Source organism: Pelomonas nitida (genome assembly GCF_043555975.1).
In the GTDB taxonomy this organism is placed as follows: Bacteria; Pseudomonadota; Gammaproteobacteria; order Burkholderiales; family Burkholderiaceae_C; genus Pelomonas; species Pelomonas nitida.
In genome coordinates this window covers 424,200-448,699 of record NZ_JBIGIA010000001.1, presented here as the reverse complement: position 1 = coordinate 448,699, position 24,500 = coordinate 424,200, and the positions used below count along the sequence as shown (strand labels likewise).

Genomic DNA, 24,500 nt, shown 5'->3' with positions numbered 1-24,500 from the left:
GCGCACAAGAAAGTTCCTGGGGGGAATCGAACACATGTCGGCCAGCAGCCCGCTGACCTCGGAAGCCGTGCTCGCGCTTGCGCCAGACGCGGCCTCGGCCAAGGCCGCGCACGGCCTGGTGCGGCCGGCCCAATGGCCGCTGCTCGGCGCCAACGACGCCGCCGTCTGGGGCGAATGCCAAGGCAGCGGTTCCAAGCCCTACCAGACGCAGGTAGACCTCGCCGGCCCGGCCTTCCGCTGCTCCTGCCCCAGCCGCAAGTTCCCCTGCAAGCATGGCCTCGCGCTGCTGCTGATGCGGGCACAGCAGCCGGCCAGCTTTGCCGCGAGCGACGCGCCCGCGTGGGTCACCGAGTGGCTGACCGGCCGCGCCGAGAAGGCCGAGAAGCAAGCGGAGAAACAGGCCGAAAAGCAGGCCCGCGCCGCCGACGCGCCGCCCGCCGACCCGGCCGCCGCCGACAAGCGCGAGGCCCAGCGCTGGCAACGCATCGAGACCGCCGCGCAAGACCTGCAGCGCTGGCTGGCCGACCAGATCGCACGCGGCCTCGGCGCGCTCGACGACACCGCGCTGCAAGGCTGGGCCACGATCGCGCGCCGCATGGTGGACGCCCAGGCACCAGGCCTGGGCCAGCGCATCCAGGCCGCCGCGGCCGGCGTGCGCCGCGGTGCCGACTGGCCCGAGCAGACGCTGCTGCGCCTGGGCCTGCTGCAGCTGGCCTGCGAGGCGCTGGCCCGCCGTGAGCAGCTCACGCCGGCGCAGCAGGGCGACCTGCGCGTCGTCGCCAGCTGGCCGATGGACCGCGACGAGGTGCTGGCCCACGGCCCGCGCGAGACCGACCGCTGGACCGTGCTGGGCTGCGCGCTCGAGGAGCGCGACGACCGCCTCATGGAGCGCCGCGTGTGGCTGCACGGCGAGCGCAGCGGCCGCCGCGCCTGGCTGCTCGACCACGCCTTCGGCGGCCGCGGCTTCGAGCAATCCTGGCTGACCGGCGCGGCGGTCGACGCGACGCTGGCCTTCTTTCCGAGCGGCAGCGAGCTGCGCGCCCTGCCGCTGGACACCCCCACCGCCGCCGGACCGGCGCGCTGGCCCGCCCCCACGGCCCGTGAGGAATGGCTGGCCGTGGCCCAGCGTGTGGCCGGCTGCCCGTGGGCGAGCCTGCACCCCGTCGTGCTGCGCGGCGCACTGCCGCTGCGCCACGCCGAACGCCTGCGCGTTGTTGTGGACGGCCGGGCGCTACCCGTGTCGTTGAGCGACGCCGACACCTGGACGCTGCTGGCCCTGTCCGGCGGCCGGCCGCTGGACCTGGCCGGCGAATGGGACGGCCAGGCCTTTGCGCCGCTGACCGCCTGGGCCGGCGACGGCGCGCCGCTGTGGTTGAGGAGTGCGTCATGAGCTGGTCTGCCCTGCTGCCCGCCGCCACGGTGGGCACCGACCGCCAGCCCGGCCCCTGGCCGCTGCCAGACAGCGACATCGGCGGGCTGGCCCGCCAGGCCGCTGCGGCCGCCGCCAACCCGGCCACCGGGCTGCTGCGGGCGGCGGCGGTCATCGCCACCTGCTCACTCGCCGGAGCGCAAGGCCCGGTCTGGGCCGAAGCCCTGCCGCCCGCGGCGCCAGACGACACGCGCGCCCCCATCCCCGCCGGCAGCGCGCTGGACGCCGTGGCCTGGGTGCTGCGCGAAGGCCCGGCGCGCCTGCAGCACGACGCACTGCTGCGCACCGGCCAGGCCGGCCTGCGCCTGCCGGCGCCGCTGCTACCGCTCGCGCTGGAGGTGGGGCGGCGCTCCGTCGCGCTGCGCGCGCCGCAGCTGGACGCCCTGGGCGAACGCGGCCTGTGGCTGGCCGCCCAGCGCGCCGACTGGGCTTACGCGGCCGGCACCACGGCCACCGAGCAGCACGACGCGACCTGGACCGACGGCACGCTGGAGCAGCGCCGCGCCTGGCTCGTGCAGGCGCGGCTCGACAACGCCACCGCTGCCCGCGAACGCCTGCAGGCCGCGCTGCCCGACCTGCCGGCCCGCGAGCGCGCCGATCTCGTCGCCGTGCTGGCCACAGCATTGAGCGACGACGACGAAGCGCTGCTGGACACGCTGCGCACCGACCGCAGCCGCGAGGTGCGCCAGGCCGCGCTGCAACTGCTGCTGCGCCTGCCCGCCGCCGCCCACCCACAACGCGCCGCCGCGCGCCTCACGCTGCTGCTGACGCAGGAGCGCGGCCTGCTGCGCAAGCGCTGGGTGCTGGACGCCCCCACGGCGGTGCCGGCCGACGCCAAGGCCGACCAGCTCGACACGCCGCGCCCCGAGAAGGAGTCGCTGGGCGAGCGCGCCTGGTGGCTGTATCAGCTCGTGCGCCAGGTGCCGCTGGGCTGGTGGTGCGCGCACACCGGCATGACGGCCGCCGAGCTGCTGGCTTGGGGGAGCGGCACCGACTGGGCCGAAGCCCTCGTGCGCGGCTGGGCCGACGTGCTGTTCGCCGCGCCCGACGACGACTGGTGCGACGCGCTGCTGGACCGCTGGCCGCCTGCGATGCGCGAGAGCCCGGCCCGCGTGCTGGCGCTGCTCACACCGGCCCGCCGCGACCGCCACCTGCTGCGCGACGCGCGCGACCCGGCCCTCGCCGCCAGCACGCTGGTGCAGGCGCTCGCCGCCTGCGCGCCGGGCCAGACGCTGTCGGCCGAGCTGTCTGCGTTGCTGGCCCGCACGCTGCACGCACGCGTCGGCAACGGCGACCTGAACAACGACTACGGCCTGCGCGGCCTGCTGACCGAGTTCGCCTGCGCGGCCCATGCCGACAGCCTGGCGCTGCTGGCTACGCTGCCACGCCGCGCCGACGAAACCCCTTCCTGCGCCGAGGCGCTGCTCACGGTGGACCGCATCGTCAGCACGCGCCGCGCGCTGCTCACCCTGATCCCGACGACGAGGACGACCCCATGACCGCCGCCACCGTTCTGCGCCAGCACGCCGAAACCCAGTTCGCCGAGGAACTGGCCGAACTGAAGCGCGCCGACACCCGCCAGCGCCCGGCCAACTGGGAGCTGTCGCCCTGGGCCGTCGTGCGCTACCTGATGGGCGGGCGGCTGGACAGCGGCTTCGAGGTCAGCGCCAAGTACATCGGGGATGCCCGGCTGATGGAGATCGCCGTCGCCACGCTGGCCACCGACCGCGCGCTGCTGCTGTACGGCGTGCCGGGCACAGCCAAGTCCTGGGTGTCCGAGCACCTGGCCGCGGCCATCAGCGGCGACTCGACACGGCTCATCCAGGGCACGGCCGGCACGAGCGAAGAGCAGCTGCGCTACGGCTGGAACTACGCGCAACTGCTGGCACACGGCCCGTCGGAAAACGCGCTGGTGCCCAGCCCGCTGATGCAGTCCATGCGCGCGGGCAAGATCTGCCGCGTCGAGGAGCTGACGCGCATCCCAGCCGACGTGCAGGACAGCCTCATCACCGTGCTGAGCGAGAAGACGCTGCCCATCCCCGAACTGGGCAGCGAGGTGCAGGCCGTGCGCGGCTTCAGCGTCATCGCCACGGCCAACAACCGCGACAAGGGCGTCAACGAACTGTCCGCCGCGCTGAAGCGCCGCTTCAACACGGTGGTGCTGCCGGTGCCGGGCAGCGCCGCAGACGAAATCGCCATCGTCACCAAGCGCGTCGCCGAGATGGGCCGTTCGCTGGAGTTGCCGGCCGAGCCGCCGGCGCTGAAGGAGGTGCAGCGCGTCGTGCAGATCTTCCGCGAGCTGCGCAGCGGCCAGACCGAAGACGGCAAGACGCGCATCAAGTCGCCCACGTCCACGCTGTCCACCGCCGAGGCCATCTCCGTCATCAACAGCGGCATGGCGCTGGCCGGCCACTTCGGCGACGGCGTGCTGCGCCCCGCCGACATGGCCGCCGGCCTGATCGGCGCGGTCGTCAAAGACCCGGTGCAGGACCAGGCGGTGTGGACGGAATACCTGGAGACGGTCGTCAAGGAACGCAGCGACTGGAAGGATCTTTACCGCGCCTTCCGCGAACTCTGACGTGGCCCCCTTCCACTTCTTCGGCATCCGCCACCACGGCCCGGGCTGCGCGCGCAGTCTCGTGCGCGCGCTGGAGGCGCTGAAGCCCGACTGTGTGCTCATCGAAGGCCCGCCCGAGGCCGACGCGCTGGTGGGCGCGGTGCTGCACGAGGGCATGACGCCGCCCGTCGCGCTGCTGAGCTACGCGCCCGACGAGCCCGGCCGCGCCGTCTATCACCCCTTCGCCGAGTTCTCGCCCGAATGGCAGGCGCTGCGCTGGGCGGCGGCTGCCAACGTGCCGGCGCGCTTCATCGACCTGCCCATCGCGCTGTCGCTGGGCCGCGAGCGCGATGACGAGGCCCCGCTGCGCGCCGACCCACTGACCCGGCTCGCCGAAGCTGCCGGTTATGCCGACGGCGAGGCCTGGTGGAACGATCAGGTGGAAGAGCGCGGCGACGGCGAAGAACTGTTCGCCGCCATCGCCGAGGCCATGACGGCGTTGCGGGCGGAGGTCGGCGAGGACGACGCCCACGACCTGCTGCGCGAGGCCCACATGCGCCAATGCCTGCGCGCGGCCAAGAAGGAAGGCCTCGAGCGCATCGCCGTCGTCTGCGGCGCCTGGCACCTGCCCGCGCTGCAGGCCGACGTGACCGCCAAGGCCGACACCGCGTTGCTGAAGGAGGCGCAGGCCGGCCAGGCCAAGAAGCTCAAGATCGCCTGCACCTGGGTGCCGTGGACGTATCGCCACCTGACGCGCGCCAGCGGCTACGGCGCCGGCATCGCGTCGCCCGGCTGGTACGAGCACCTGTGGGCCAGCACGGCCGGCGACCGGCCGCGCGCCATCGGCTGGCTGGCGCGCGTGGCCGCGCTGATGCGCGCGCGCGACCTGGACTGCTCCTCCGCCCACCTCATCGAAGCCGCCCGCCTGGCCGACACGCTGGCCGCGCTGCGCGGCCGCCCGGCGCCGGGCCTCGACGAACTGCACGAGGCCACGCGCACGGTGCTGACGATGGGCGACGAGGCAGTGCTGCGCTTCGTGGCCGATGCCCTGGTCGTCGGCGACCGCTTCGGCCATGTGCCGGCCGACGTGCCCACCGTGCCGCTGCAGCGCGACCTGGAGGCCACACAGAAAAGCCTGCGCCTGAAGGCCGAGGCCTTGCAGAAGACGCTGGACCTGGACCTGCGCCAACCCAACGACCTGGCGCGCAGCCATCTGCTGCACCGGCTGCAGCTGCTGGACCTGCCGTGGGGCACGATCGCCCAACTGGGCCGCTCCTCCCGCGGCAGCTTCCACGAGGTGTGGACGCTGCAATGGCAGCCCGAGTTCGCGCTGCGCCTCATCGAGGCCAGCCGCTGGGGCCAGACGGTGGCGCAGGCGGCCACGGCGCGGGCCGTCGAGCGCTGCGCCGAGATCGAGAAGCTGGCCGGCCTGGCCGCGCTGGTGGACCGCGTGCTGCTGGCCGACCTGGAAGGCGCCGTTGCCGCCGCCACGCAGGCGCTTGAAAACCGCGCTGCGCTGACCGGGGACGCCGCCCAGCTACTGGCCGCGCTGCCGCCGCTGGCCAATGTGTTCCGCTACGGCAATGTGCGCCAGACCGACGCCGCCATGGTGGGCCATCTGCTGGACGGCCTGATCGTGCGCGCGGCCATCGCGCTGCCGCTCGCCGGCACGGCGCTGGACGACACCGCCGCCGAGGCGCTGCGCGAGCACCTGCTGGCCGCCCACGCCGCCGTGGGCCTGCGCGACGGCGAGGCGCAGAGCGCCGCCTGGCGCCAGGCCCTGGCCCAACTGGCCGGCCTGCCGACCGCACACGAGCTGCTGCGCGGGCTGGCCACGCGGCTGCTGCTGGATGCGGCCGTCTGGGATGGCGAGCAAGTGGCGCAGCAGCTGTCGCTGCACCTCTCCACCGGCGCCCCGGCTGCCGACGCCGCCGCCTGGCTCGACGGCTTCCTGAACCGCAACGCCGTCGTGCTGCTGCATGACGACGCCGTCTGGCGGCTCGTCGACGAGTGGCTGGCGGCCTTGAGCGAGGAGCATTTCATCGCCGTGCTGCCGCTGGTGCGGCGCAGCTTCTCGCACTTCGCCGCCGGCGAGCGCCGCGACCTCGGCACACGTGCCGCGCGCGGCGCCGTGACGGCACAGTTCACCGGCACGGCCGACTGGGACGACGCCCGCGCCGTGCTGCCCTTGCCGCTGCTGCGGCACCTGTTGGAGCTGCAGCCATGAGCCCCGCACGGCCGCCCGAAGGGGCTCAACTCCCGCCTGGCGGGACAGCGCGAAGGGTGCACCAATGAGCCAAGACGACACCGAACGCCTGCGCCGCTGGCGCCTGGTGCTGGGCAGCGAGGCCGAAGCCAGCTGCGGCGCACTGAACGGCACCGCGCAGGAGATGGACCAGGCGCTGACGGCGCTGTATGACGCGCAAGGCCCCGGCGGCCTGCAGTCCAAGGACCGGCGCGGCGGCCGCGGCGGCTCGGCGCCCAGCGTGGCCCGCTGGCTGGGCGACATCCGCAAATACTTCCCCAGCCCCGTCGTGCAGGTCATGCAGCACGACGCGCTGCAGCGCCTGAACCTGCGCGACATGCTGCTGCAGCCCGAGATGCTCAACGCCGTGCAGCCCGACGTGCACCTCGTCGCGCAGCTGATGGCCTTGTCACGCGTGATCCCGGCCGGCACCAAGGACACGGCGCGGCTGGTCGTGAAGCAGGTCGTCGACGAGCTGATGAAGCGGCTGGACGAGCCGCTGCGCTCGGCCATCAGCGGCGCGCTGGACCGCAGCCAGCGCAACCGCCGGCCGCGCCATGCCGAGATCGACTGGCACCGCACCATCCGCGCCAACCTGCGCCACTGGCAGCCCGACCACCGCACCGTCGTGCCGCAACAGCTGATCGGCTACGGCCGCAAGGCGCGCCGGCCGCAACGCGAGGTGGTGCTGTGCATCGACCAGAGCGGCTCCATGGCCAACTCGGTCGTCTACTCCAGCATCTTCGGCGCCGTGATGGCCTCACTGCCAGCGGTGGCCACCAAGCTGGTGGTCTTCGACACGGCGGTGGTCGACATGACCGAGCAGCTGGACGACCCGGTGGAGCTGCTGTTCGGCGTGCAGCTGGGCGGCGGCACCGACATCAACGGCGCGGTGGGCTACTGCCAGTCCATCATCCGCGAGCCGCGCAACACCATCCTCGTGCTGATCTCCGACCTGTACGAGGGCGGCGTCGAAGCCGGCTTGCTCAAGCGCGCCGCCGAGCTGGTGGAAAGCGGCGTGCAGTTCGTCGCGCTGCTGGCGCTCAGCGATGAAGGCGCCCCCGCCTACGACCACCAGCTCGCCGCCAAGCTCGCCGCCCTGGGCGTGCCGTCATTCGCCTGCACGCCCGACGCCTTCCCCGGCCTGATGGCCGCAGCCATCCGCCGCGACGACATCAGTGCCTGGGCGGCGGCGCAGGGGTTGGCGACGAGCAGGTAGGGGGTGGTGCTCCTGGACGTGGGAGACGGGGTTTGCCGGGGCTGCCACCGCGCTGTGCGCGCCTGGTTCACGCCGACCCCACCTAAGCAAGGGCAGCGGATAGCGTCAAGGACGGCTCTCGACCCGGAGCGGTCCTCGCCTAAGGCGATCTCGCGGTGCCAAAGCGGCCGTTGAGGGTTTGACGTAAACGATGAGCCGTGGGTGTGCCAGAACGAATAGTTAAGTGCTTGGCAGCCAACCGTCATTCTCTTCACACCAATCGTGAAGGATGATTATTTGCTCAATCTCGTAGAGTGCTTGAGCCAAACCACCGTAGAGCTTTCGTTCGCTGAAGTTGGCTATCTGTCAAACGGGCAATCTCGGTGTTGACGAGGAACTCATGTGCCATGTTGTTCCGGTGATCAACGACGCCATCCAAGAACCTAATGAAATCGGGCCGAAGTCCTCTCTGCCGAAGCTCGTTCTTGGTTCTTCCAAGCGTCCACAGCTCCAAATCTTCAAGTGGTACGTTGAATTTGCGAGCGAGCAATCCTTTAAGCCCGAACTCCAGGATTTGAGCCTTACCCATGAATATTGCGTACTGCTCAAGCAAGCTCCAATTCTTGTACTCGTCAAGCTTCGCGAGGACCTCTTTCCTGATCTGCTCTCCAGATAGTTCAGTGAGTTCAGTCATGTTGCGGCCTCCACTGATTTGGTAGGCGCATAACTTTTTAATTAAAAGGCCGCCATGGGATCTTCGCCGGAATAGCAGGCTAGGCAGCAGTTTCATCCCGCGTGGCCTTTGTAGCGAGTAAATACACCGCAAGAGCGCCAGCCAGATTGACAGCCAACTCCGCATGCCGCGCAGCTGGCTTTACGCCGGCCTTGCCCTTGCCATGTGAGTCGCTAAGGCGATTCCGCAAGGCGCCCAGTCCTTCAACGACCGCCGTGCAGCCGCCCAAAATCTGCTTGAACACGCCCTCCGTGTGCTGCGAGGGAGCCAACTTCAGAAGTTCGGCCGTTTGCTTGTACAACTTGCTTATGTCCGGGCTGTCGTCGTACGGCACCTCGGCTTCTTCTAGGATGTGCTTGCAGACCGATTCCAAGAGTGTCCGCGCGATTGTGATTGCTCCCTCGGGATCGGAGGCTCGGCGATCCAGAGCCTTGGACCAAGCGGCTTGTACGTGCGCGGCGTCAAATTTTTCAAGCGAAGTACTGACCACCAGGTCAGATGGCGCCGTGCCGCCCTTCTCAAGAAGCTCCAGCATGGGGCGAAACTCGTCCCAAAGATACTTGCGACGCTCGGCGTACGTGCCGAACTTGTTCTTGATGAACTGCCAAAACTGCCCGAGGCTGCGACAGGTACGGATGAAGCGCGGCGCAATGGCATCAACAGACGGTTCAGCCAATACGACTTGACGCAGTCGCGTGAACTCGGCCTCATCCTCAGCGCCTCCGGTCGCGTGACTGACCAGCAGATTCTGCAGTGACTCCACTTCTTCAAACAGCGGATGGCGTGCTGGCATTTCTCTGGCGCCTACCGATTGCGTTCAGCCGCGCTGTTAGCCGCCACCTGGAAATTCAGGTTAGGCAGCATGCTGCGCCTCGCCTTCAACGACACCCTCAGGCTGCTTGTAGTGATACCAAGCCTCATGTGGCGAGTATTGCCCGCAACTTAAACAGGCTGTGATTGGCCATTTGACCCCGCAGCCCGGGCACACGGCGCGAGTCCAGAAAGTATTCCAAACCGTCCCGCAGGACGGGACGCAACACCAGCGATCTTCGGCGCGAGGTTTCCACTCACACTTCGGACAATATATATCGACGTTCTCGTCATTCATCCGCGGCTCTCGCACTGTTGCAACGTTAGCATTCGAGAATATTAATCTACCGCCCATTGTCGAACGCGAGCGGCGGCTGGACGCGTGCAAAGCGCACCGGAGGCTGTTTGCTGGGCGTATTAGGCATTACCGCTCCTTCTAGCCCTTGATCTCGAACTGCGGCATACCAGCGTAGCCATCGACGTGCGAGACCGTGCGGCCCTTAATCTCGTACTGGGGCATTCCAACGTAGCCATCCACGTTTGAGACCGTCCGGTAGATTCTGTTGCCCTTAATTTCGTACTGCGGCATGCCGGCGTACCCGTCGACGTGCGAAACAGTCCGATAGATCTTTGCGCCTTTGATCTCGAACTGGGGCATGCCGGTGTATCCGGCAACGTGAGAGACAGTGCGATAAATCTTCGACATCGTTTCAGTCTCGATGGGGTGTTGTGGGCCTAATGCGTCTTAGCCCACAGGGCGGCGCTGCCTACAACGGCAACCCGCGCAGTAGCTGCCATGCGGGCCATGGATGTTGCCACTGCTAGTGCTCCGTGGCTCACACGGAGAACCCTGGCTCAGATCGTCGCATCGGGTCGACTCGGCCATGGCGACGTCCAACTCGACAACATGAGCGCGAGCTACAGGTCCAGGGCGCCATGAAGCAGTCAGTCGTCAGCGGCCGCTCCTGGCCGAGACCTGCCGTTTTCCGTTCAACCTCGGCCACGCCTCCTCTTCAAGGTTCATGCTGGCGACAGGCCGTTGAGAGGTCAACCCGGCTGCGCCGTTTGACCCTGCCCATGCCGCGCCTGCTCCTGCAGACGCAACACCCGCCGCTGCACTTTGCCGGTGGTCGTCATCGGCAGCGCGGCGATGAACTCGACTTCCTTGGGGTACTCGTAAGGCGCCAGCCGCGCCTTGACGTGGGCCTGCAGTGCCGCGACCAGCGCCGCGTCGCCGACATACCCCTCGGCTAGCACGACATAGGCCTTGACCAGCGCGCCGCGCTCGGCGTCGGGCTTGGGCACGACAGCCGCGTTGGCGACGGCCGGGTGCTTGAGCAGGCAGTTCTCGATCTCGCCCGGGCCGATGCGGTAGCCCGCGCTCTTGAAGACGTCGTCGGCGCGGCCTTCGTACCAGAGCGTGCCGTCGGCGTCCATGCGGGCGAGGTCGCCGGTGCGGCACCAGCTGTCTGCGGGGTCGCCGGTGAACTTGGCGCGTGTCGCCGCGTCGTTGTTCCAGTAGCCGAGGAAGAACACCGGGTCGGGCTCGCCGTGGCGGTCGCGAGCGTGCACGGCCACTTCGCCGATCTCACCCGGCGCGCACTCGCGGCCGGTGTCGTCGATGACGGCCACACGGTGGCCCGGGTAGGCGCGGCCCATGCTGCCGGGCTTGGCCGGCCATAGGGCCTGGCAGTTGCCGACGACGTAGTTCATCTCGGTCTGGCCGAACATCTCGTTGACCGGCACGCCCAAGGCGTCGCGGCACCAGCCGAACACCGCATCGCCCACCGCCTCACCCGCGCTCATCAGCGCGCGCAGCTTCAGGCCGTGGCGCTTGGGGCGGGGCTCGGCCTTCATCATGGCCTTGAGCGCGGTCGGGAACAGGAAGGCGTGCGTGACGCCGTAGGCGGCCATCAGCTCGAAGGCCTTGGCGGCCGAGAACCGGCCCTGCCACGCGACGATGGGCCGACCGAAGTACAGCGTGGGCAGCAGGGCGTCCATCAACCCGCCGGTCCAGGCCCAGTCGGCGGGGCTCCAGAAAACGGCGTCCGTCTTCGGGAGCCCTTTGCTGTGCCATGGCCCTTCATCGCCGCCCGCGATCTCCCGCGCCCTCTTCCCCGGGGACGAAGGCCTGGCCGTCTGCGTGGCGTCGGGAAAGGGGTCGAAGCCGAACCAGTCCTGGCTGGCGACGAAGCCGCTGAGGTTGCCGATGAGCGCCCGCTGCGGGATCAGCGCACCCTTGGGCGCACCGGTGGTGCCGCTGGTGTAGAGCAGAAAGGCCGGGTCGCCCGGCTGCGTCGCGACGGGCTTGAAGCGCGCCTCCTCTGCCTGCAGCGCCTCCATCCAGGCCATTTCATCGGCGGCCACCGGGCCGTCGCCCACCACCAGCACGCGCCGCAGCGCCGGGCAGCAGGCCTTGGCCTCGCGCAACGCGGGTAGCACCTCGCGGGCGGCAATGGCCAGCACCGCCCCGCTGTCCTGCAGCCGATGCGCTAGCGCGTCGGGGCCCAGCAGCACGGACAGCGGCATGGCCACGGCCCCCAACTGCTGAGCGGCGATGTGCGCGACGACGGTCTCGAAGCGCTGGGGCAGCACGATCGCGACGCGGTGGCCACGCCGCACCCCTTGGCTGAACAGCGCGTTGGACAGCCGGTTGGCGGCGCGCTGCAGCTGCGCATAGCTGTAGACGGAGCGGCAGCCGCTCTCGCTGTCGAAATAGATGGCAGTGGCCTTCGGCGTCTCGCGGGCCCAGCGGCCGCAGCAGGCCTCGGCGATGTTGAAGTCTTCGGGAACCTTCCAGCGAAAGTCGGCGTGCAGTTGCGGGTATCGATCAACCGCCATGAGGAACCAGAGTTAGGGAAGGGGCGCCGATGCTAGCCACCCTGCCCCGTGCCGCGCTCAGGGCTAGCCCGCAGTGTTGGCCTCCAGCAAGCAAAGGCCGGCCAGGCCACGCCGCAACTTGGTGAACACCGCTGAGCGCTGGTGCACGCCGCGGTGGGGGTGGTGCATCGGGGTCGTCGAGACCGGGGCCGGCAGCCCCTGCGCTCACAACCCCAGCCAGACCGAAGGCGACCACATGCTCGGCCGCTCGCCATCGGCATAACGCTGCAATGCGTCGCCGGCCAGGCGGCAGATGCGCCAGTCGGGCAGCACCTCGGCACCCAGTTTCTCGTAGAAGTGGATGGCATCCTCGTTCCAGTCCAGCACCGTCCAGTCGAACCGGCCGTAGCCACGTTCGCAGGCCAGCCGAGCCAGCTCGACGATGAGCGCGCGGCCCAGGCCGCTGCGGCGATGCGCCGGGCGCACATAGAGGTCTTCCAGGTACAGGCCGGGCTTGGACAGGAAGGTCGAGAAGTTCTTGTAGAACAGCGCGAACGCGACCACCTCGCCATCCGCCTCGCCCACCAGGCACTCGGCGGCCGGCGCGTCGCCGAACAGATGCGGCGCCAGGCGATCGGGCGTCACCTCCAGCAGATGCGTCAGGTTCTCGAACTCGGCGAGCTCGCTGATCAGCTGGACGATGGCGTTCAGGTCGCGCGGCTCGGCCGTGCGGATGGCGGATCGAGGTGCGGGCATGGCGGCATTGTCGGTGGATGCCCGTCGCCTACAGTGCGGATATGCCCGATGTCTACGCCCCGCTTCGCCCGCATCGCGACGAGTTCCTGACGCTGCGCGGCCTGCGGCACCACCTGCTGCGCTGGGGCGCACCCCGGCCGGGGCAGGCGCCGCTCGTGATGGTGCACGGCTGGATGGACGTCGGCGCGTCGTTCCAGTTCGTCATCGATGCGCTGCGCGAGCCGCGCGAGGTCATCGCGCTGGACTGGCGCGGCTTCGGCCTGAGCGACACCTCTCGAGCCGACAGCTATTGGTTCCCCGACTACCTCGCCGATCTCGACGCGCTGCTTGACCACCTCAGCCCCGACGCCGCCGTCGACCTGCTGGGCCACAGCATGGGCGGCAACGTGGCGATGAGCTACGCGGGCGTGCGGCCGCACCGCGTGCGCCGCCTCGTCAACCTCGAGGGCTTCGGGCTGCCCGACGTCTCACCAGCCGCAGCGCCCGAGCGACTGGCCCGCTGGCTCGACGAACTGAAGGACCCACCGACGCTGCGCCCCTACGCCGCGCTGGCCGACGTGGCCGAGCGGCTGCGCCGCAACAACCCGCGGCTGCCGCCCGACAAGGCCGCCTGGCTGGCCGGGCACTGGGCGCGAGAGACCACCGACGGCTTCGTGCTCAACGCCGACCCGGCCCACAAGCTCGCCAACCCCGTGCTGTACCGCAAGGCCGAGGTGCTGGCCTGCTGGCAGCGCATCGCCGCGCCGACGCTGTGGGTCGAGGGCAGCGACGACCAGCTCGCCCGCTTCTGGGGCAGCCGCTATCCGCGCGAGGACTTCGAGGCCCGCCTGGCGCAGGTGCCCCGGCTGGAGCGCAGCGTGCTGCCCGACGCCGGCCACATGCTCCACCACGACCAGCCCGCCGCCCTGGCCGCGCGCCTGGAGCTGTTCCTCGCCTGACCGGCCGCACTGCCAGAATCCAACAGCGACAAATCATTTCTGCCGAACCATCGGCAAAATCCGCGCATGCCTGCGCTCTCCTCCCGGACTCCCGCGCCCCCGCACCGACGCCACTGGCTGCTGGCACTGATCACGCTGTGCTGCCTGGGCACCGCCCAGGCGCAGTGCGGCCGCCCGCTGAAAGTCGCGCTGTCGGACCTCGGGCTGGGCAGCTACGTCGAGCAGGGGCAGATCCGCGGGCTCATGCCCGACCTCATCGCTGAACTGCAGGCCCGCACTGGCTGCAACTTCGATCTCGTCTTCCTGCCCCGCGCGCGGGCGCTGATGGACTTCGACCACGGCACGGTGGACATCATCACGTCCATGCTGCGCACGGCGGCGCGCGACCGCGTGGGCGCCTACCTGCCCTATGGCTACACCAAGCACGACCTACTCGTCGTGCCCGAGGCCGCAGCCGGGCTGCAAGGGCTGGCCGACATCATCCGCCGGCCGGAGCTGACGCTGGGCGTGGTGCGCGGCATCCGCACCAGCGAGCGCATCGACGCCCATCTGGAGCAACTGCTGGCGATCCGGCGCGCCGAGTACTCCACCGACTTCGCCAACCTTGCCGCCAAGCTGTCGGCCCGCCGCGTGCAGGCCGCGCTGATGCCCAACGCCGTCTACCTGAAGCTGCGCCGTGACGGCGCGCTGCCGGCCGACCTGGTCGTCGTCGACGAACCCGAAGCGCGCCCGCAGATGCTGGGCCTGTACGTCAACCGCCAGGCCGTGGCAGCGCGCACGCTGGCGCTGCTGGAAAAGCAGCTCGACGAGATGGTTCGCAGCGGCTGGATGCGGCAGCGCTATGCCCAGCATTTCGGCGAGGCCGAGACGCGCCGCATGGAAGAGGCGCTCAAGCCGCGCTGACGGCGGCGCCGTTCAACACGGCCCGGCGCGATTCAGCCGGGCTCGTCGGCGCCACCCGCCTTGTCCAGCCGGCGCATGCGCCAGGCATAGACGATGACGATGGCGCAGAACCCCAGCAAGGCCCCCTGCGAAGCCAGCCAGAAGGCCAGCGGCCAGCCGAACACCTCCACGCTGAGCTCGCGCGCGAACACCACCGGCCCGAAGGCGACGACCGCCCAGGCCAGCAGCAGCACCACCGTCAGGCGCCGCGTGCGGCGCCAGTAGTCGTCAGGGGAAGCGGCACTCATGGCGTCATTCTGGCGCGGCGCGCAGCCCCTATTCGGCAACCCGGCGCCGGTGCCGCAAGGGCGAGTCGTCCTCTTGAGGGAAAATCTCCGTTTCGCTTGAAGCACAACGACTGTCATGGACATCGAACACATCAACCAAATCGGCAACACGCTTGCCGACCTCTCAGCGCGCACCGACGCGCTAAGGGGGTATCTTTGACTTCGATCGCAAAGCACTGCGACTGAACGAGGTCAACGCCGCGCTGGAGAACCCCAAGGTCTGGGATGAGCCCAAGCGCGCGCAGGAACTGGGCAAGGAAAAGCGCACGCTGGAAGCCGTGGTCGACACGATCACGATGCTGACCACCGCGCTGGCCGACAACACCGAGCTGTTCGAGATGAGCCGCGAGGAAGGCGACGAGGCCGGCATGCTGGCCATCGAGGAAGACGCCGGCAAGCTCAGCGAGAAGATCGAGGAGCTCGAGTTCCGCCGCATGTTCAACAACCCGGCCGACCCGAGCAACTGCTTCATCGACATCCAGGCCGGCGCCGGCGGCACCGAGGCCTGCGACTGGGCCGGCATGCTGCTGCGCCAGTACCTCAAGTACTGCGAGCGCAAGGGCTTCAAGACGACGATGGAAGACGAGACGCCGGGCGACGTGGCCGGCATCAAGAGCGCCACCATCAAGGTGGAAGGCGAGTACGCCTTCGGCCTGCTGCGCACCGAGACCGGCGTGCACCGCCTGGTGCGCAAGTCGCCGTTCGACTCCTCCGGTGGCCGCCACACGTCGTTCGCGTCGCTGTTCGTCTACCCCGAGGTCGACGACTCCATCGAGATCGACATCAACCCGGCGGACGTCCGCACCGACACCTTTCGCGCCAGCGGCGCCGGCGGCCAGCACATCAACAAGACCGACTCGGCCGTGCGCCTGACGCACATCCCGACCGGCATCGTCGTGCAATGCCAGGACGGCCGCAGCCAGCACAGCAACCGCGACGTCGCCTGGCGCCGCCTGCGCTCGCGGCTGTACGACCATGAGATGAAGAAGCGCATGGAAGAGCAGCAGAAGCTGGAAGACACCAAGACCGACGTCGGCTGGGGTCACCAGATTCGCAGCTATGTGCTGGACCAGAGCCGCATCAAGGACCTGCGCACGAACTACGAGACCTCGGCCACGCAGAAGGTGCTGGACGGCGACCTCGACCCGTTCATCACCGAGTCCCTCAAGCAAGGCGTCTGACCCCGACGCGGCGCGCCCGACCGTCGCCGCGAGGCCGGGCGCCCTCCACCGAACCCCTCCCACAAGGAAGCCCCTCATGCGTGAAGGCACCGCCCCCCTGATCCAGCGACTGGACTACCAGCAACCGGCGTTCTGGATCCGCAAGGTCGACCTGACCTTCGACCTCGACCCGGCCAAGACCCTGGTCACCAGCAAGATGCAGGTCGAGCGCAACCGCGCCGTGCCGCACGGCCCGCTGCGCCTGCACGGCGAGGAGCTGAACCTGCTGCGCGTGCTGATCGACGGCAGCAGCGTGTCGTTCCGCCAGGAGGGGCAGGAGCTCGTCATCGAGAGCGCGCCCGATGCCGATTTCGCGCTGGAGATCCGCAACACCACCTGCCCCGACAAGAACACCGCGCTGTCGGGCCTCTACACGTCGGGCGGCAGCTTCTTCACGCAGTGCGAGGCCGAGGGCTTCCGCCGCATCACCTACTTCCTGGACCGGCCGGACGTGATGGCCGTCTACACGGTCACGCTGCGCGCCGACAAGGCCAAGTACCCCATCCTGCTGGCCAACGGCAACCTGCAGGACAGCGGCACGCTGGACAACGGTCGCCACTTCGCCGTCTGGCATGACCCCTTCCCCAAACCCAGCTATCTGTTCGCCGTCGTGGCGGGCGACCTGGTGGCGCGCGAGCAGCGCGTGCGCACCCGCGCCGGCAAGGACCACCTGCTGCAGGTGTTCGTCCGCCGCGGCGACCTGGAGAAGACCGAACACGCGATGAACAGCCTCATCGCCTCCATGGTGTGGGACGAAGCCCGCTTCGGCCTGCCGCTGGACCTGGAGCGCTTCATGGTGGTCGGCGTGTCCGACTTCAACATGGGCGCCATGGAGAACAAGGGCCTGAACATCTTCAACACCAGCGCCCTGCTCGCCTCGCCCGCCACGGCGACTGACGTCGACTTCGCGCGCATCGAGTCCATCGTCGCACACGAGTACTTCCACAACTGGACCGGCAACCGCGTGACCTGCCGCGACTGGTTCCAGCTGTCGCTGAAGGAAGGCCTGACGGTCTTCCGCGACCAGGAGTTCTCGATGGACATGGCCGGCACGCCGTCGGCCCGCGCCGTCTGCCGCATCCAGGACGTGCGCCAGCTGCGCGCCATGCAGTTCCCCGAGGACAGCGGCGCCATGGCCCACCCGGTGCGCCCGGACAGCTACAGCGAGATCAACAACTTCTACACGGCCACCGTCTACGAAAAGGGCGCCGAGGTCGTGCGGATGTACCAGACGCTGGTCGGCCGCCAGGGCTTCGAGGCCGGCATGAAGCTGTACTTCGAGCGCCACGACGGCCAGGCCGTCACCTGCGACGACTTCGCCGCAGCCATCGCCGACGCCAACCCCGGCTCCGTGCTCGCCACGCACCTGGACGCCTTCAAGCGCTGGTATGCCCAGGCCGGCACGCCGCGCGTGACCGCCCACGGCGAGCACGACAGCGCCGCGCGCACCTTCACGCTGCGCCTGTCGCAGACGACCCCGGCCACGCCCGGCCAGGCCACCAAGCTGCCGCAGGTGGTGCCCATCGTCATGGGCCTGCTGGATCGCCACGGCCACGCGCTGGCCCTGAACGCTGCCGGCGACACCGAACAGGTGCTGGTGCTGGACCAGGCCGAACAGACCTTTGTGTTCGAGAACATCGACAGCGAACCCGTGCCGTCGCTGCTGCGCGGCTTCTCGGCGCCGGTGGTGCTGGACGATGGCCTGTCCGACGCGGGCCTGCTCGTGCTCATGCGCCACGACAGCGACCCCTTCAACCGCTGGGAAGCCGGCCAGCGCCTGGCGCTGAACCGCATCCTGCACGCGCTGCGCGACGGCCAGCCCCTGGTGCTCAGCAACGCCTTCATCGACGCCATGCGTGGCGTGCTGAACCACCCCGACCTGGACCCGGCGTTCAAGGAACTCGCGCTGACACTGCCCGGCGAGGCCTATATCGCCGAGCAGCTCCATGTGGTCGACCCGCAGGCCATCCACGCGGCCGTCGTCGCCGCCCAGCAGCAGCTCGCCAGCGCGCTGCGGGCCGATTGGGCCGCCGCCTTCGAAGCCCACCAGGTCAAGGGCGGCTACACGCCCGACCCCGTGTCCTCCGGCAAGCGCGCGCTGGCCAACCTGGCGCTGTCCATGCTCGTGCTGGACGCCCAAGCCACCGGCGACACCGTCTGGCCCGGCAAGGCCTACCAGCGCTTCAAGGACGCGTCCAACATGACGGACCGTCTCGGCGCACTGGCCGCGCTGGTCAATGCCGGCGCCGAACTCGCCACGCCCGCGCTGGAGCGCTTCCATGCGCTGTTCAAGGACGACGCCCTCGTCATCGACAAGTGGTTCGCACTGCAAGCGCGCGCGCCCGAGGCCAACGGCCGCGTGTTCGCCCGCGTGAAGGCACTGGCCAAGCACGCCGACTTCACGCTGAAGAACCCCAACCGCGCGCGCAGCCTGCTGGCCAGCCTGTGCATGTTCAACCCGGCCGCCTTCCACCGCGCCGACGCCGCGGGCTATGTGTTCTGGGCCGAGCAGGTGCTGGCCATCGACGCCATCAACCCGCAGCTCGCCAGCCGCGTCGCCCGCGCGATGGACCGCTGGGCCGTGCTGGCCGAGCCCTATCGCAGCGCCGCACGTGAAGCCATCGCCCGGGTCGCGGCCAAGCCCGACCTGTCCTCCGACGTTCGAGAAATCGTCGAACGCGCCCTCGCCTCTGGAGCCTAAGCCGTATGTCCCGCCAGACCAGCCTGACGCAATACCTGATCGAACAGCAACGCGAGCACGGCCACATTCCGCAGGAACTGCGCCTGCTGATCGAGATCGTCGCCCGCGCCTGCAAGCGCATCGCCATCGCCGTCAACAAGGGCGCCCTCGGTGACGTGCTCGGCACCGCCGGCAGCGAGAACGTGCAGGGCGAGGTGCAGAAGAAGCTCGACATCATCGCCAACGAGGTGCTGATCGAGGCCAACGAATGGGGCGGCCACCTCGCGGCCATGGCCAGCGAGGAGATGGACGGCATCTACGTCGTGCCCAACCGCTACCCCCAGGGCGAATACCTGCTGCTGTTCGACCCGCTCGACGGCTCGTCCAACATCGACGTCAACGTCAGCATCGGCACCATCTTCAGCGTGCTGCGCAAGGTGGGCCACGCACGCGGCGTGGCGGAGGAAGACTTCCTGCAGCCCGGCAAGCAGCAGGCCGCCGCCGGCTACTGCATCTACGGCCCGCAAAGCATGCTGGTGCTGACGGTCGGCGACGGCGTGGCCGCTTTCACGCTGGACCGCGAGACCGGCTCCTGGGTGCTGACGCAAGACCAGATCAAGATTCCCGAGGACACGAAGGAATTCGCGATCAACATGTCCAACATGCGCCACTGGGCGCCGCCCGTGAAGCGCTACATCGACGACTGCCTGGCCGGCTCCACCGGCCCGCGCGGTAAGGACTTCAACATGCGCTGGGTGGCCAGCATGGTGGCCGACGTGCACCGCATCCTCACGCGCGGCGGCGTGTTCCTCTACCCCTGGGACCAACGCGAACCCGACAAGCCCGGCAAGCTGCGCCTGCTGTATGAAGCCAACCCGATGTCTTTCCTCATCGAACAGGCCGGCGGCGCCTCGACCAACGGCACCGAACGCATCATGGGATTGAAGCCGACGAAGCTGCACGAGCGCGTCGCGGTGGTGCTCGGCTCAAAAAATGAAGTCGATCGCATCACGGCTTATCACCAGGACGCAAATTAAGCGCTATACTCTTAGGCTGACTTAACAGTCACAGCCGGCATAGCTCAGTTGGTAGAGCAGCGCATTCGTAATGCGAAGGTCGGGGGTTCGACTCCTCTTGCCGGCACCAGATCAAGTCACACAAAGCCCAGCAACGCTGGGCTTTGTTGTTTCTGGCTCCTGCGTTGCCGCCTGCGCGGCATCTGGAACGCCACACAGCTGACTCGGCACCGCAGCGGCGGCAACGCCGTTCAGTCAGTCCTCCAGCGGCACCAGCAGCAACCCCAACTCCTGTTCGCTGAACTTGGCCAGCAGGCTGCCGTCGTCGTGGCCCAGCAGGCCGTCGGCGAGGGCTTGTTTGCGGGCCTGCAGTTCCAGCATGCGCTCCTCGATGCTGCCCTGCGCGACGAGTTGGTAGATGAACACCGGCTGGTCTTGCCCGATGCGGTGGGCGCGGGCGCTGGCCTGGGCTTGCACGGCCGGGTTCCACCAGGGGTCGACGTGGATGACGGTGTCCGCCGCCGTCAGGTTCAGGCCCACGCCGCCGGCCTTGAGGCTGGCCAGCAGGATGGGCTCCTGTCGCGCCTGGAAGCGCGCGACGACGCTGCCGCGCTGGGCCGCCGGGGTGGCGCCGGTGAGGCTCAGATGCGGCAGCCCGAGCGCGGCGAGTTCCGCGGCGATGAGGTCCAGCATCTCGGTGAACTGGGAGAACACCAGCAGCCGCCGGCCCTGGGCCACGAAGTCCGGCAGGTGCTCGCGCAGCCAGGCGAGCTTGGCGCGCTCGGTGTGCGGCGCCATCTCCACGCCCTTGAGCAGGCGCGGGTCGCAGCAGACCTGGCGCAGCTTGAGCATCGCGTCGAGCACGCTGATGAGGCTGGTGGGCGTGAAACCGTCGCGCTGCAGGATGCGGCGCACCATGTGGTCGGCCGCCACGCGCACGCTCTCGTAGAGCTGCTTTTGCTGGCCCGCCAGCGTGACGCGCCTGACCAGCTCGGTCAGCGGCGGCAGCTCCGTCGCGACTTCGGTCTTGAGCCGGCGCAGGATGAAGGGCCGCACGCGCGCCGCCAGCAGGCGTGCGCGCGCGCCGTCGCGGTTGACCTCGATGGGCTTGCGCCAGTGCCGCGCGAACGTGCGCGAATCGCCCAGGAAGCCGGGCATCAGCAGGTCGAACAGGGCCCACAGCTCGCCGAGGTGGTTCTCCAGCGGCGTGCCGGTCAGCGCGAGGTGGTGGCGGGCGTCCAGCCGCCGCAGCGCGCGCGCCGCGCGGGCCTGCGCGTTCTTGACGGCCTGGGCTTCGTCGAGGATGAGCAGATGCCAGGGCTGGGCCGACAGCCGGCGCAGGTCACGCCAGACGAGGTTGTAGGTGCTCAGCACGACGTCGGCACCGGCCAGGTCCGCGTCGGCGCGGTCTGTGCCATGCCAGGTCAGCAGCCGCAGCCCCGGCGCGATGCGCGCGGCCTCTTGCTGCCAGTTGAAGAGCAGCGAGGTCGGCACGATGACGAGCGCCGGCCGGTCCAGCCGCCCGGCCTGTTTCTCCACCCACAGGTGGGCGAGCGTCTGGGCCGTCTTGCCCAGGCCCATGTCGTCGGCCAGGATGCCGGCGAGCCGGTGCTCGCGCAGATGCTGCAGCCAGGCCAGGCCGTGCAGCTGGTAGGGCCGCAGCGCGAGGCCGAGGCCCGGCGGCTGCGCGACGGCGGCCGGTGCGCCGGCCGCCAGCAGGCGCTGCCCCATCGCCTTCAGACCGGCGTCGCCGTGGATCTGCCAACGGCCCGGCGATTCGTCCTCGATGACGCGCAGCCGGTCGGCGTCCCAGGCGTTGAGCCTGAGCGGCTTGCCCTTCTCCAGTTCGGCCGGCTTGAGCAAGTCCAGCAGCGCCAGCATCATGGCCTTCAGCGGCGCGGCAACGGCGTGATAGCGCTTGCCGCCCGGCGCCCGCAGTGACACGAGGGTGTCGTCTTCGATGGCCGCGATGGCCCACGCGTCCAGCCAGCGCTTGTCGCGCCGCAGCAGGTTGGCGATCAGCGGCGCGAGGTCGAGCTCCTTGCCGTCCACCTCCATGCCGAGGCTGACCAGCCAGGCGCCGGTGCGGCGCTCCAGCGCCAGGCCCTCGACGCGGCGGCTGGGCTTGGGTGCGGCATCGGCGCCCTCGTCCGCCAGGCCCAGCTTCCAGCCGCTGACGAACTGGCTGTGGTGGGCAAAGCCGGGCTCGGTGGCGACCTGCCAGCCCAGCGCCTGCAGCTCAGGAACGGCCTCGGCATGGAAGTCGCCGAAGAACTCTTCCTGCACCAGCGTCCACAGGGACTCACCGCCCAAGGCCAGCGGCGCGCCGCGCCACTGCAGCAGCGCGGGGTCGAGGGCGATCAGGCCCTGCTTCAGGAGAATTTGCTCGGCGTCGGCATCGCGCCGCGCCAGCGTGGCCACCGTCACCTGCTCGCCGCGAGGGCCCAAGGCGCCACGCGGCCGCAGGCCCAGCAGGCCATCGCCACGCGTCAGCGTGCGCAGCGTGAGGTGAGGGGCAGAAACAGACATCGCGACAGTCTCGCAGCCCGCGAGACGGTCATACGGCGCAACGGCGTAGTGAATTGCGCGGGCCGAGCGCCGAGCCGCTCCCAAGCCGGCCCGTCCGGCGATGTGCCTGCCGAAGCTCTCCGGCCACTGGTCGGAGAGCGGTCCCGCCCAGACCGCCCGCGTTCAGCGCGGCGGGCCGGGCGAGGGGCTTACAGCACCGACTTGATGTGGGCAGCGATGGCGTCGTCCTGGCAGTTCGTGAAGAACAGCTCCTGGAACTTCTCGCCCGCCACGGCGGCCTTCAGCAGGTCCTGGTCAACAGTCTTCAGCACCGTCAGCATGTCCTTGCAGGAGGCTGCCTTCAGGTCCTTCAGGATGCCGCGGTTCTTGGCCATGATGGCGGCGCGCTCCTTGGGGTAGCCGGCGCCGCGCTCGTTCTCGAACAGCTTGCGGTAGCAGTCCTGCAGGTTCAGCTCGGCGGCCCAGCCGAAGCCCTTGGAGTAAGGCATGGAGATGGCGTTGCCGTCGTTGATCTGGCCGAACAGGAAGGCGTCGGTCGGGTCGATGACGAGGCCGCAGAACACGCCGGGCATGCTGTTGGCAGCCAGCATGGAACCCATGCCCGTGCCGCAACCGGTGACGACGAAGTCGGCCGCCTTGGAATTGAGCAGGATGCCGGCCAGCAGGCCGTTCATCACATAGGTGAGCGAGGCCTTGTCTTCCGGCGTGTACATGCCGTAGTGGTGCACGCTGTGGCCCAGCGGCTCCACGACCGACTTCAGCGCGGTGTGGACGATCTCCGACTTGGCGGCTTGGCTGTTCTCGATGATGAGGGCGATCTTCATGGCAGTGGCTTTCGGGTCGAGGCGGATGGGTGGCGAAAGCGGCGCGGCGCGGGCCACAGGGCTTCGTGCGCGGGCCGTCGGGCCGATGGCAGCGGACGGCATGGTCCGGTGTCCACCTGGCCACCGCGCACCCCGGCAGGGAGGTGCAGGCGCGGGCGCCATTGTGCCCGTTAGTGGAACGCCGTTTCAGAAATATCGCTCAAACCCGTGAGCGAGCAGGGGCTTGCGGCTCAGTCGCCCTCGCCGCCCAGCGCCTTGAGTTGCCGGCCGGCCGGCAGCGCGCGCAGGTATTTGAAGGTGCCGGTGGCATGCGCGCAGAGCTGGTCGTCCGCGCCGATGAGCGAGCCCTCGCAGAAGGCCATGGTCGTGGAGCGATGCAGCACCCGACCGACGGCGCGCAGCCGCCCTTCGCCGGGCCGCATGAAGCTGGTCTTCATCTCGACGGTGACGACGCCCGGGCCGAGGTCGGGCAGGTGGCGGTTCACGCTGCGCGCCGCGTGGGCCATGGCCACGTCCAGCAGCGTCATGACGACGCCGCCGTGCGCCACGCGCCAGGAGTTCAGGTGCTGCTCGGCCACGGTCAGCCGCAGTTCGGCCTCGCCGTCGCCGAGGGCGTGCAGCTCGAAGCCCAGTTGCTGGACGAAGGGAATGGGGATGGGGAAGTCCATCCCGTCAGTGTCCATGAACGGCGCTGACGCCGCCGTCGATGGCCAGCACCTGCCCGGTGATGTGCTTGCCCGCACGCGACGCGAACAGCAGCGCGGCGCCCTTCAGGTCGTCATCGTCGCCCAGGCGGTTCAGCGGCGCGTGCGCGGCCATCTTCTCGGCGCCCACCGCCGCCAGCAGGCCCTGCGTCATCTTGCTCGGGAAGAAGCCCGGCGCCAGCGCGTTGACGGTGATGCCATAGGCGCCCCACTCGCCGGCCAGCGCGCGCGTGAAGTTCACGGCCGCGCCCTTGCTGGTGTTGTAGGCGATGGTCTTCATCGCGCCCGAGTTGCCCGACAGCCCGGCGATGGACGCGACGTTGATGATGCGGCCCGACCGGCGCGGGATCATGCTGGCCTGGGCCACGGCCTGCGCGAAGACGAACAGGCTGCGGATGTTGAGGTCCATGACCTTGTCCCAGGCCGCGATGGGGTGCTCCTCGGCCGGCGCGCCCCAGGTGGCGCCGGCGTTGTTGACGAGGATGTCGATCTGGCCCAGGCGCTCCATCGTCTCGGCCACCACGCGCTGCGCCTCCTCGGGCCGGGCCGCGTCGGCCGCGATCCACCGCGCGTCGATGCCGCGGTCCTGCAGATGGGCCACGGCGGCCTCCAGGTCGGCCGCCTTGCGCGAGGTCAGCATGACCTTGGCGCCGGCTTCACCCAGCGCCTCGGCGATCTGCAGGCCCAGGCCCCGCGAACCGCCGGTGACCAGGGCCACCTGGCCGCTGAGGTCGAAGAGGTCTTGGACTTTGGTGCTCATGGTGTGTCTCCTCTGAAGCTGTGAATGAATCGCGCGCGGCCGAGCAGACCGT

At 69.5% G+C, this 24,500-nt stretch carries 20 protein-coding genes and 1 tRNA gene; 11 read left to right on the top strand and 10 right to left on the bottom strand.

Going from position 1 to position 24,500, the window contains the following annotated elements; all coding sequences use genetic code 11:
* Positions 1 to 34 precede the first annotated feature (34 nt).
* The 5 genes from ACG00X_RS01945 to ACG00X_RS01925 all read left to right on the top strand — a co-directional run bounded on the left by ACG00X_RS01945 (position 35) and on the right by ACG00X_RS01925 (position 7,450).
* Positions 35 to 1,390, top strand: a complete 1,356-nt coding sequence (locus tag ACG00X_RS01945) for an SWIM zinc finger family protein (protein ID WP_394486242.1) — start codon at positions 35 to 37, stop codon at positions 1,388 to 1,390.
* A complete protein-coding gene (locus ACG00X_RS01940; RefSeq protein ID WP_394486241.1) occupies positions 1,387 to 2,928 on the top strand; it encodes a DUF5691 domain-containing protein in 1,542 nt (513 codons plus the stop codon). Before ACG00X_RS01945 ends, ACG00X_RS01940 begins: the two co-directional genes overlap by 4 nt.
* Positions 2,925 to 4,007, top strand: a complete 1,083-nt coding sequence (locus tag ACG00X_RS01935; protein WP_394486240.1) for an ATP-binding protein — start codon at positions 2,925 to 2,927, stop codon at positions 4,005 to 4,007. Before ACG00X_RS01940 ends, ACG00X_RS01935 begins: the two co-directional genes overlap by 4 nt.
* Position 4,008: 1 nt before the next feature.
* Positions 4,009 to 6,213 carry a DUF5682 family protein gene (locus ACG00X_RS01930; RefSeq protein ID WP_394486239.1) on the top strand — a complete coding sequence of 735 codons (2,205 nt, stop codon included), beginning with the start codon at positions 4,009 to 4,011 and terminating at the stop codon, positions 6,211 to 6,213.
* Positions 6,214 to 6,277: 64 nt separating this feature from the next.
* Positions 6,278 to 7,450, top strand: coding sequence for a VWA domain-containing protein (locus tag ACG00X_RS01925; RefSeq protein WP_394486238.1), 1,173 nt, complete (start codon positions 6,278 to 6,280; stop codon positions 7,448 to 7,450).
* 280 nt (positions 7,451 to 7,730) lie between these two features.
* Here the strand turns inward: ACG00X_RS01925 and ACG00X_RS01920 are convergent, their stop codons facing one another.
* From ACG00X_RS01920 to ACG00X_RS01900, 5 genes are all read right to left on the bottom strand, one after another.
* Positions 7,731 to 8,123 (bottom strand): hypothetical protein, encoded by a 393-nt coding sequence (locus ACG00X_RS01920; protein ID WP_394486237.1) that lies wholly within the window; start codon positions 8,121 to 8,123, stop codon positions 7,731 to 7,733.
* Positions 8,124 to 8,202: 79 nt separating this feature from the next.
* Positions 8,203 to 8,955 (bottom strand): abortive infection family protein, encoded by a 753-nt coding sequence (locus tag ACG00X_RS01915; protein WP_394486236.1) that lies wholly within the window; start codon positions 8,953 to 8,955, stop codon positions 8,203 to 8,205.
* Positions 8,956 to 9,408: 453 nt separating this feature from the next.
* Positions 9,409 to 9,678, bottom strand: coding sequence for a hypothetical protein (locus ACG00X_RS01910; RefSeq protein ID WP_394486235.1), 270 nt, complete (start codon positions 9,676 to 9,678; stop codon positions 9,409 to 9,411).
* A 341-nt stretch (positions 9,679 to 10,019) separates the two neighbouring features.
* Positions 10,020 to 11,813, bottom strand: coding sequence for an acetate--CoA ligase (locus tag ACG00X_RS01905; RefSeq protein WP_394486234.1), 1,794 nt, complete (start codon positions 11,811 to 11,813; stop codon positions 10,020 to 10,022).
* 204 nt (positions 11,814 to 12,017) lie between these two features.
* Positions 12,018 to 12,548 (bottom strand): GNAT family N-acetyltransferase, encoded by a 531-nt coding sequence (locus ACG00X_RS01900; protein WP_394486233.1) that lies wholly within the window; start codon positions 12,546 to 12,548, stop codon positions 12,018 to 12,020.
* Between the two features lie 41 nt (positions 12,549 to 12,589).
* On the opposite strand from ACG00X_RS01900, the gene ACG00X_RS01895 reads away from it, so the two are divergent.
* Both ACG00X_RS01895 and ACG00X_RS01890 read left to right on the top strand, forming a co-directional pair.
* Positions 12,590 to 13,486 (top strand): alpha/beta fold hydrolase, encoded by an 897-nt coding sequence (locus ACG00X_RS01895; RefSeq protein WP_394486232.1) that lies wholly within the window; start codon positions 12,590 to 12,592, stop codon positions 13,484 to 13,486.
* A 66-nt stretch (positions 13,487 to 13,552) separates the two neighbouring features.
* On the top strand, positions 13,553 to 14,389 hold the full coding sequence (locus tag ACG00X_RS01890) for a substrate-binding periplasmic protein (RefSeq protein ID WP_394486231.1): 837 nt from the start codon (positions 13,553 to 13,555) through the stop codon (positions 14,387 to 14,389).
* 32 nt (positions 14,390 to 14,421) lie between these two features.
* Here ACG00X_RS01890 and ACG00X_RS01885 read toward each other — a convergent pair whose 3' ends face one another.
* Positions 14,422 to 14,676: a DUF4212 domain-containing protein gene (locus tag ACG00X_RS01885; protein ID WP_394486230.1), complete on the bottom strand. Its 255-nt coding sequence runs from the start codon at positions 14,674 to 14,676 to the stop codon at positions 14,422 to 14,424.
* A 115-nt stretch (positions 14,677 to 14,791) separates the two neighbouring features.
* Here ACG00X_RS01885 and prfB point away from each other — a divergent pair.
* From prfB to ACG00X_RS01865, 4 genes are all read left to right on the top strand, one after another.
* Positions 14,792 to 15,896, top strand: a protein-coding gene (gene prfB, locus ACG00X_RS01880) for a peptide chain release factor 2 (protein ID WP_394486229.1) whose coding sequence is annotated in 2 segments (ribosomal slippage) — positions 14,792 to 14,872 and positions 14,874 to 15,896 — 1,104 coding nt in all. Because the reading frame shifts where the segments join, the coding sequence is not laid out codon by codon here.
* 76 nt (positions 15,897 to 15,972) lie between these two features.
* The gene (gene pepN / locus ACG00X_RS01875) at positions 15,973 to 18,636 is read left to right on the top strand and encodes an aminopeptidase N (RefSeq protein ID WP_394486228.1); all 2,664 of its coding nucleotides are present in this window, start codon (positions 15,973 to 15,975) and stop codon (positions 18,634 to 18,636) included.
* A gap of 5 nt (positions 18,637 to 18,641) precedes the next feature.
* Positions 18,642 to 19,652, top strand: coding sequence for a class 1 fructose-bisphosphatase (locus ACG00X_RS01870; protein ID WP_394486227.1), 1,011 nt, complete (start codon positions 18,642 to 18,644; stop codon positions 19,650 to 19,652).
* Between the two features lie 33 nt (positions 19,653 to 19,685).
* Positions 19,686 to 19,761, top strand: a tRNA-Thr gene (locus ACG00X_RS01865).
* 125 nt (positions 19,762 to 19,886) lie between these two features.
* Here ACG00X_RS01865 and ACG00X_RS01860 read toward each other — a convergent pair.
* From ACG00X_RS01860 to ACG00X_RS01845, 4 genes are all read right to left on the bottom strand, one after another.
* Positions 19,887 to 22,160, bottom strand: a complete 2,274-nt coding sequence (locus tag ACG00X_RS01860) for a DEAD/DEAH box helicase (protein ID WP_394486226.1) — start codon at positions 22,158 to 22,160, stop codon at positions 19,887 to 19,889.
* A 188-nt stretch (positions 22,161 to 22,348) separates the two neighbouring features.
* Positions 22,349 to 22,984, bottom strand: coding sequence for an RpiB/LacA/LacB family sugar-phosphate isomerase (locus tag ACG00X_RS01855; protein WP_394486225.1), 636 nt, complete (start codon positions 22,982 to 22,984; stop codon positions 22,349 to 22,351).
* A 230-nt stretch (positions 22,985 to 23,214) separates the two neighbouring features.
* Positions 23,215 to 23,667: a PaaI family thioesterase gene (locus ACG00X_RS01850; protein ID WP_394486224.1), complete on the bottom strand. Its 453-nt coding sequence runs from the start codon at positions 23,665 to 23,667 to the stop codon at positions 23,215 to 23,217.
* Positions 23,657 to 24,448, bottom strand: a complete 792-nt coding sequence (locus ACG00X_RS01845; protein WP_394486223.1) for an SDR family oxidoreductase — start codon at positions 24,446 to 24,448, stop codon at positions 23,657 to 23,659. The genes ACG00X_RS01850 and ACG00X_RS01845 overlap by 11 nt, the downstream gene beginning before the upstream one ends.
* Between the last annotated feature and the right edge of the window lie 52 nt (positions 24,449 to 24,500).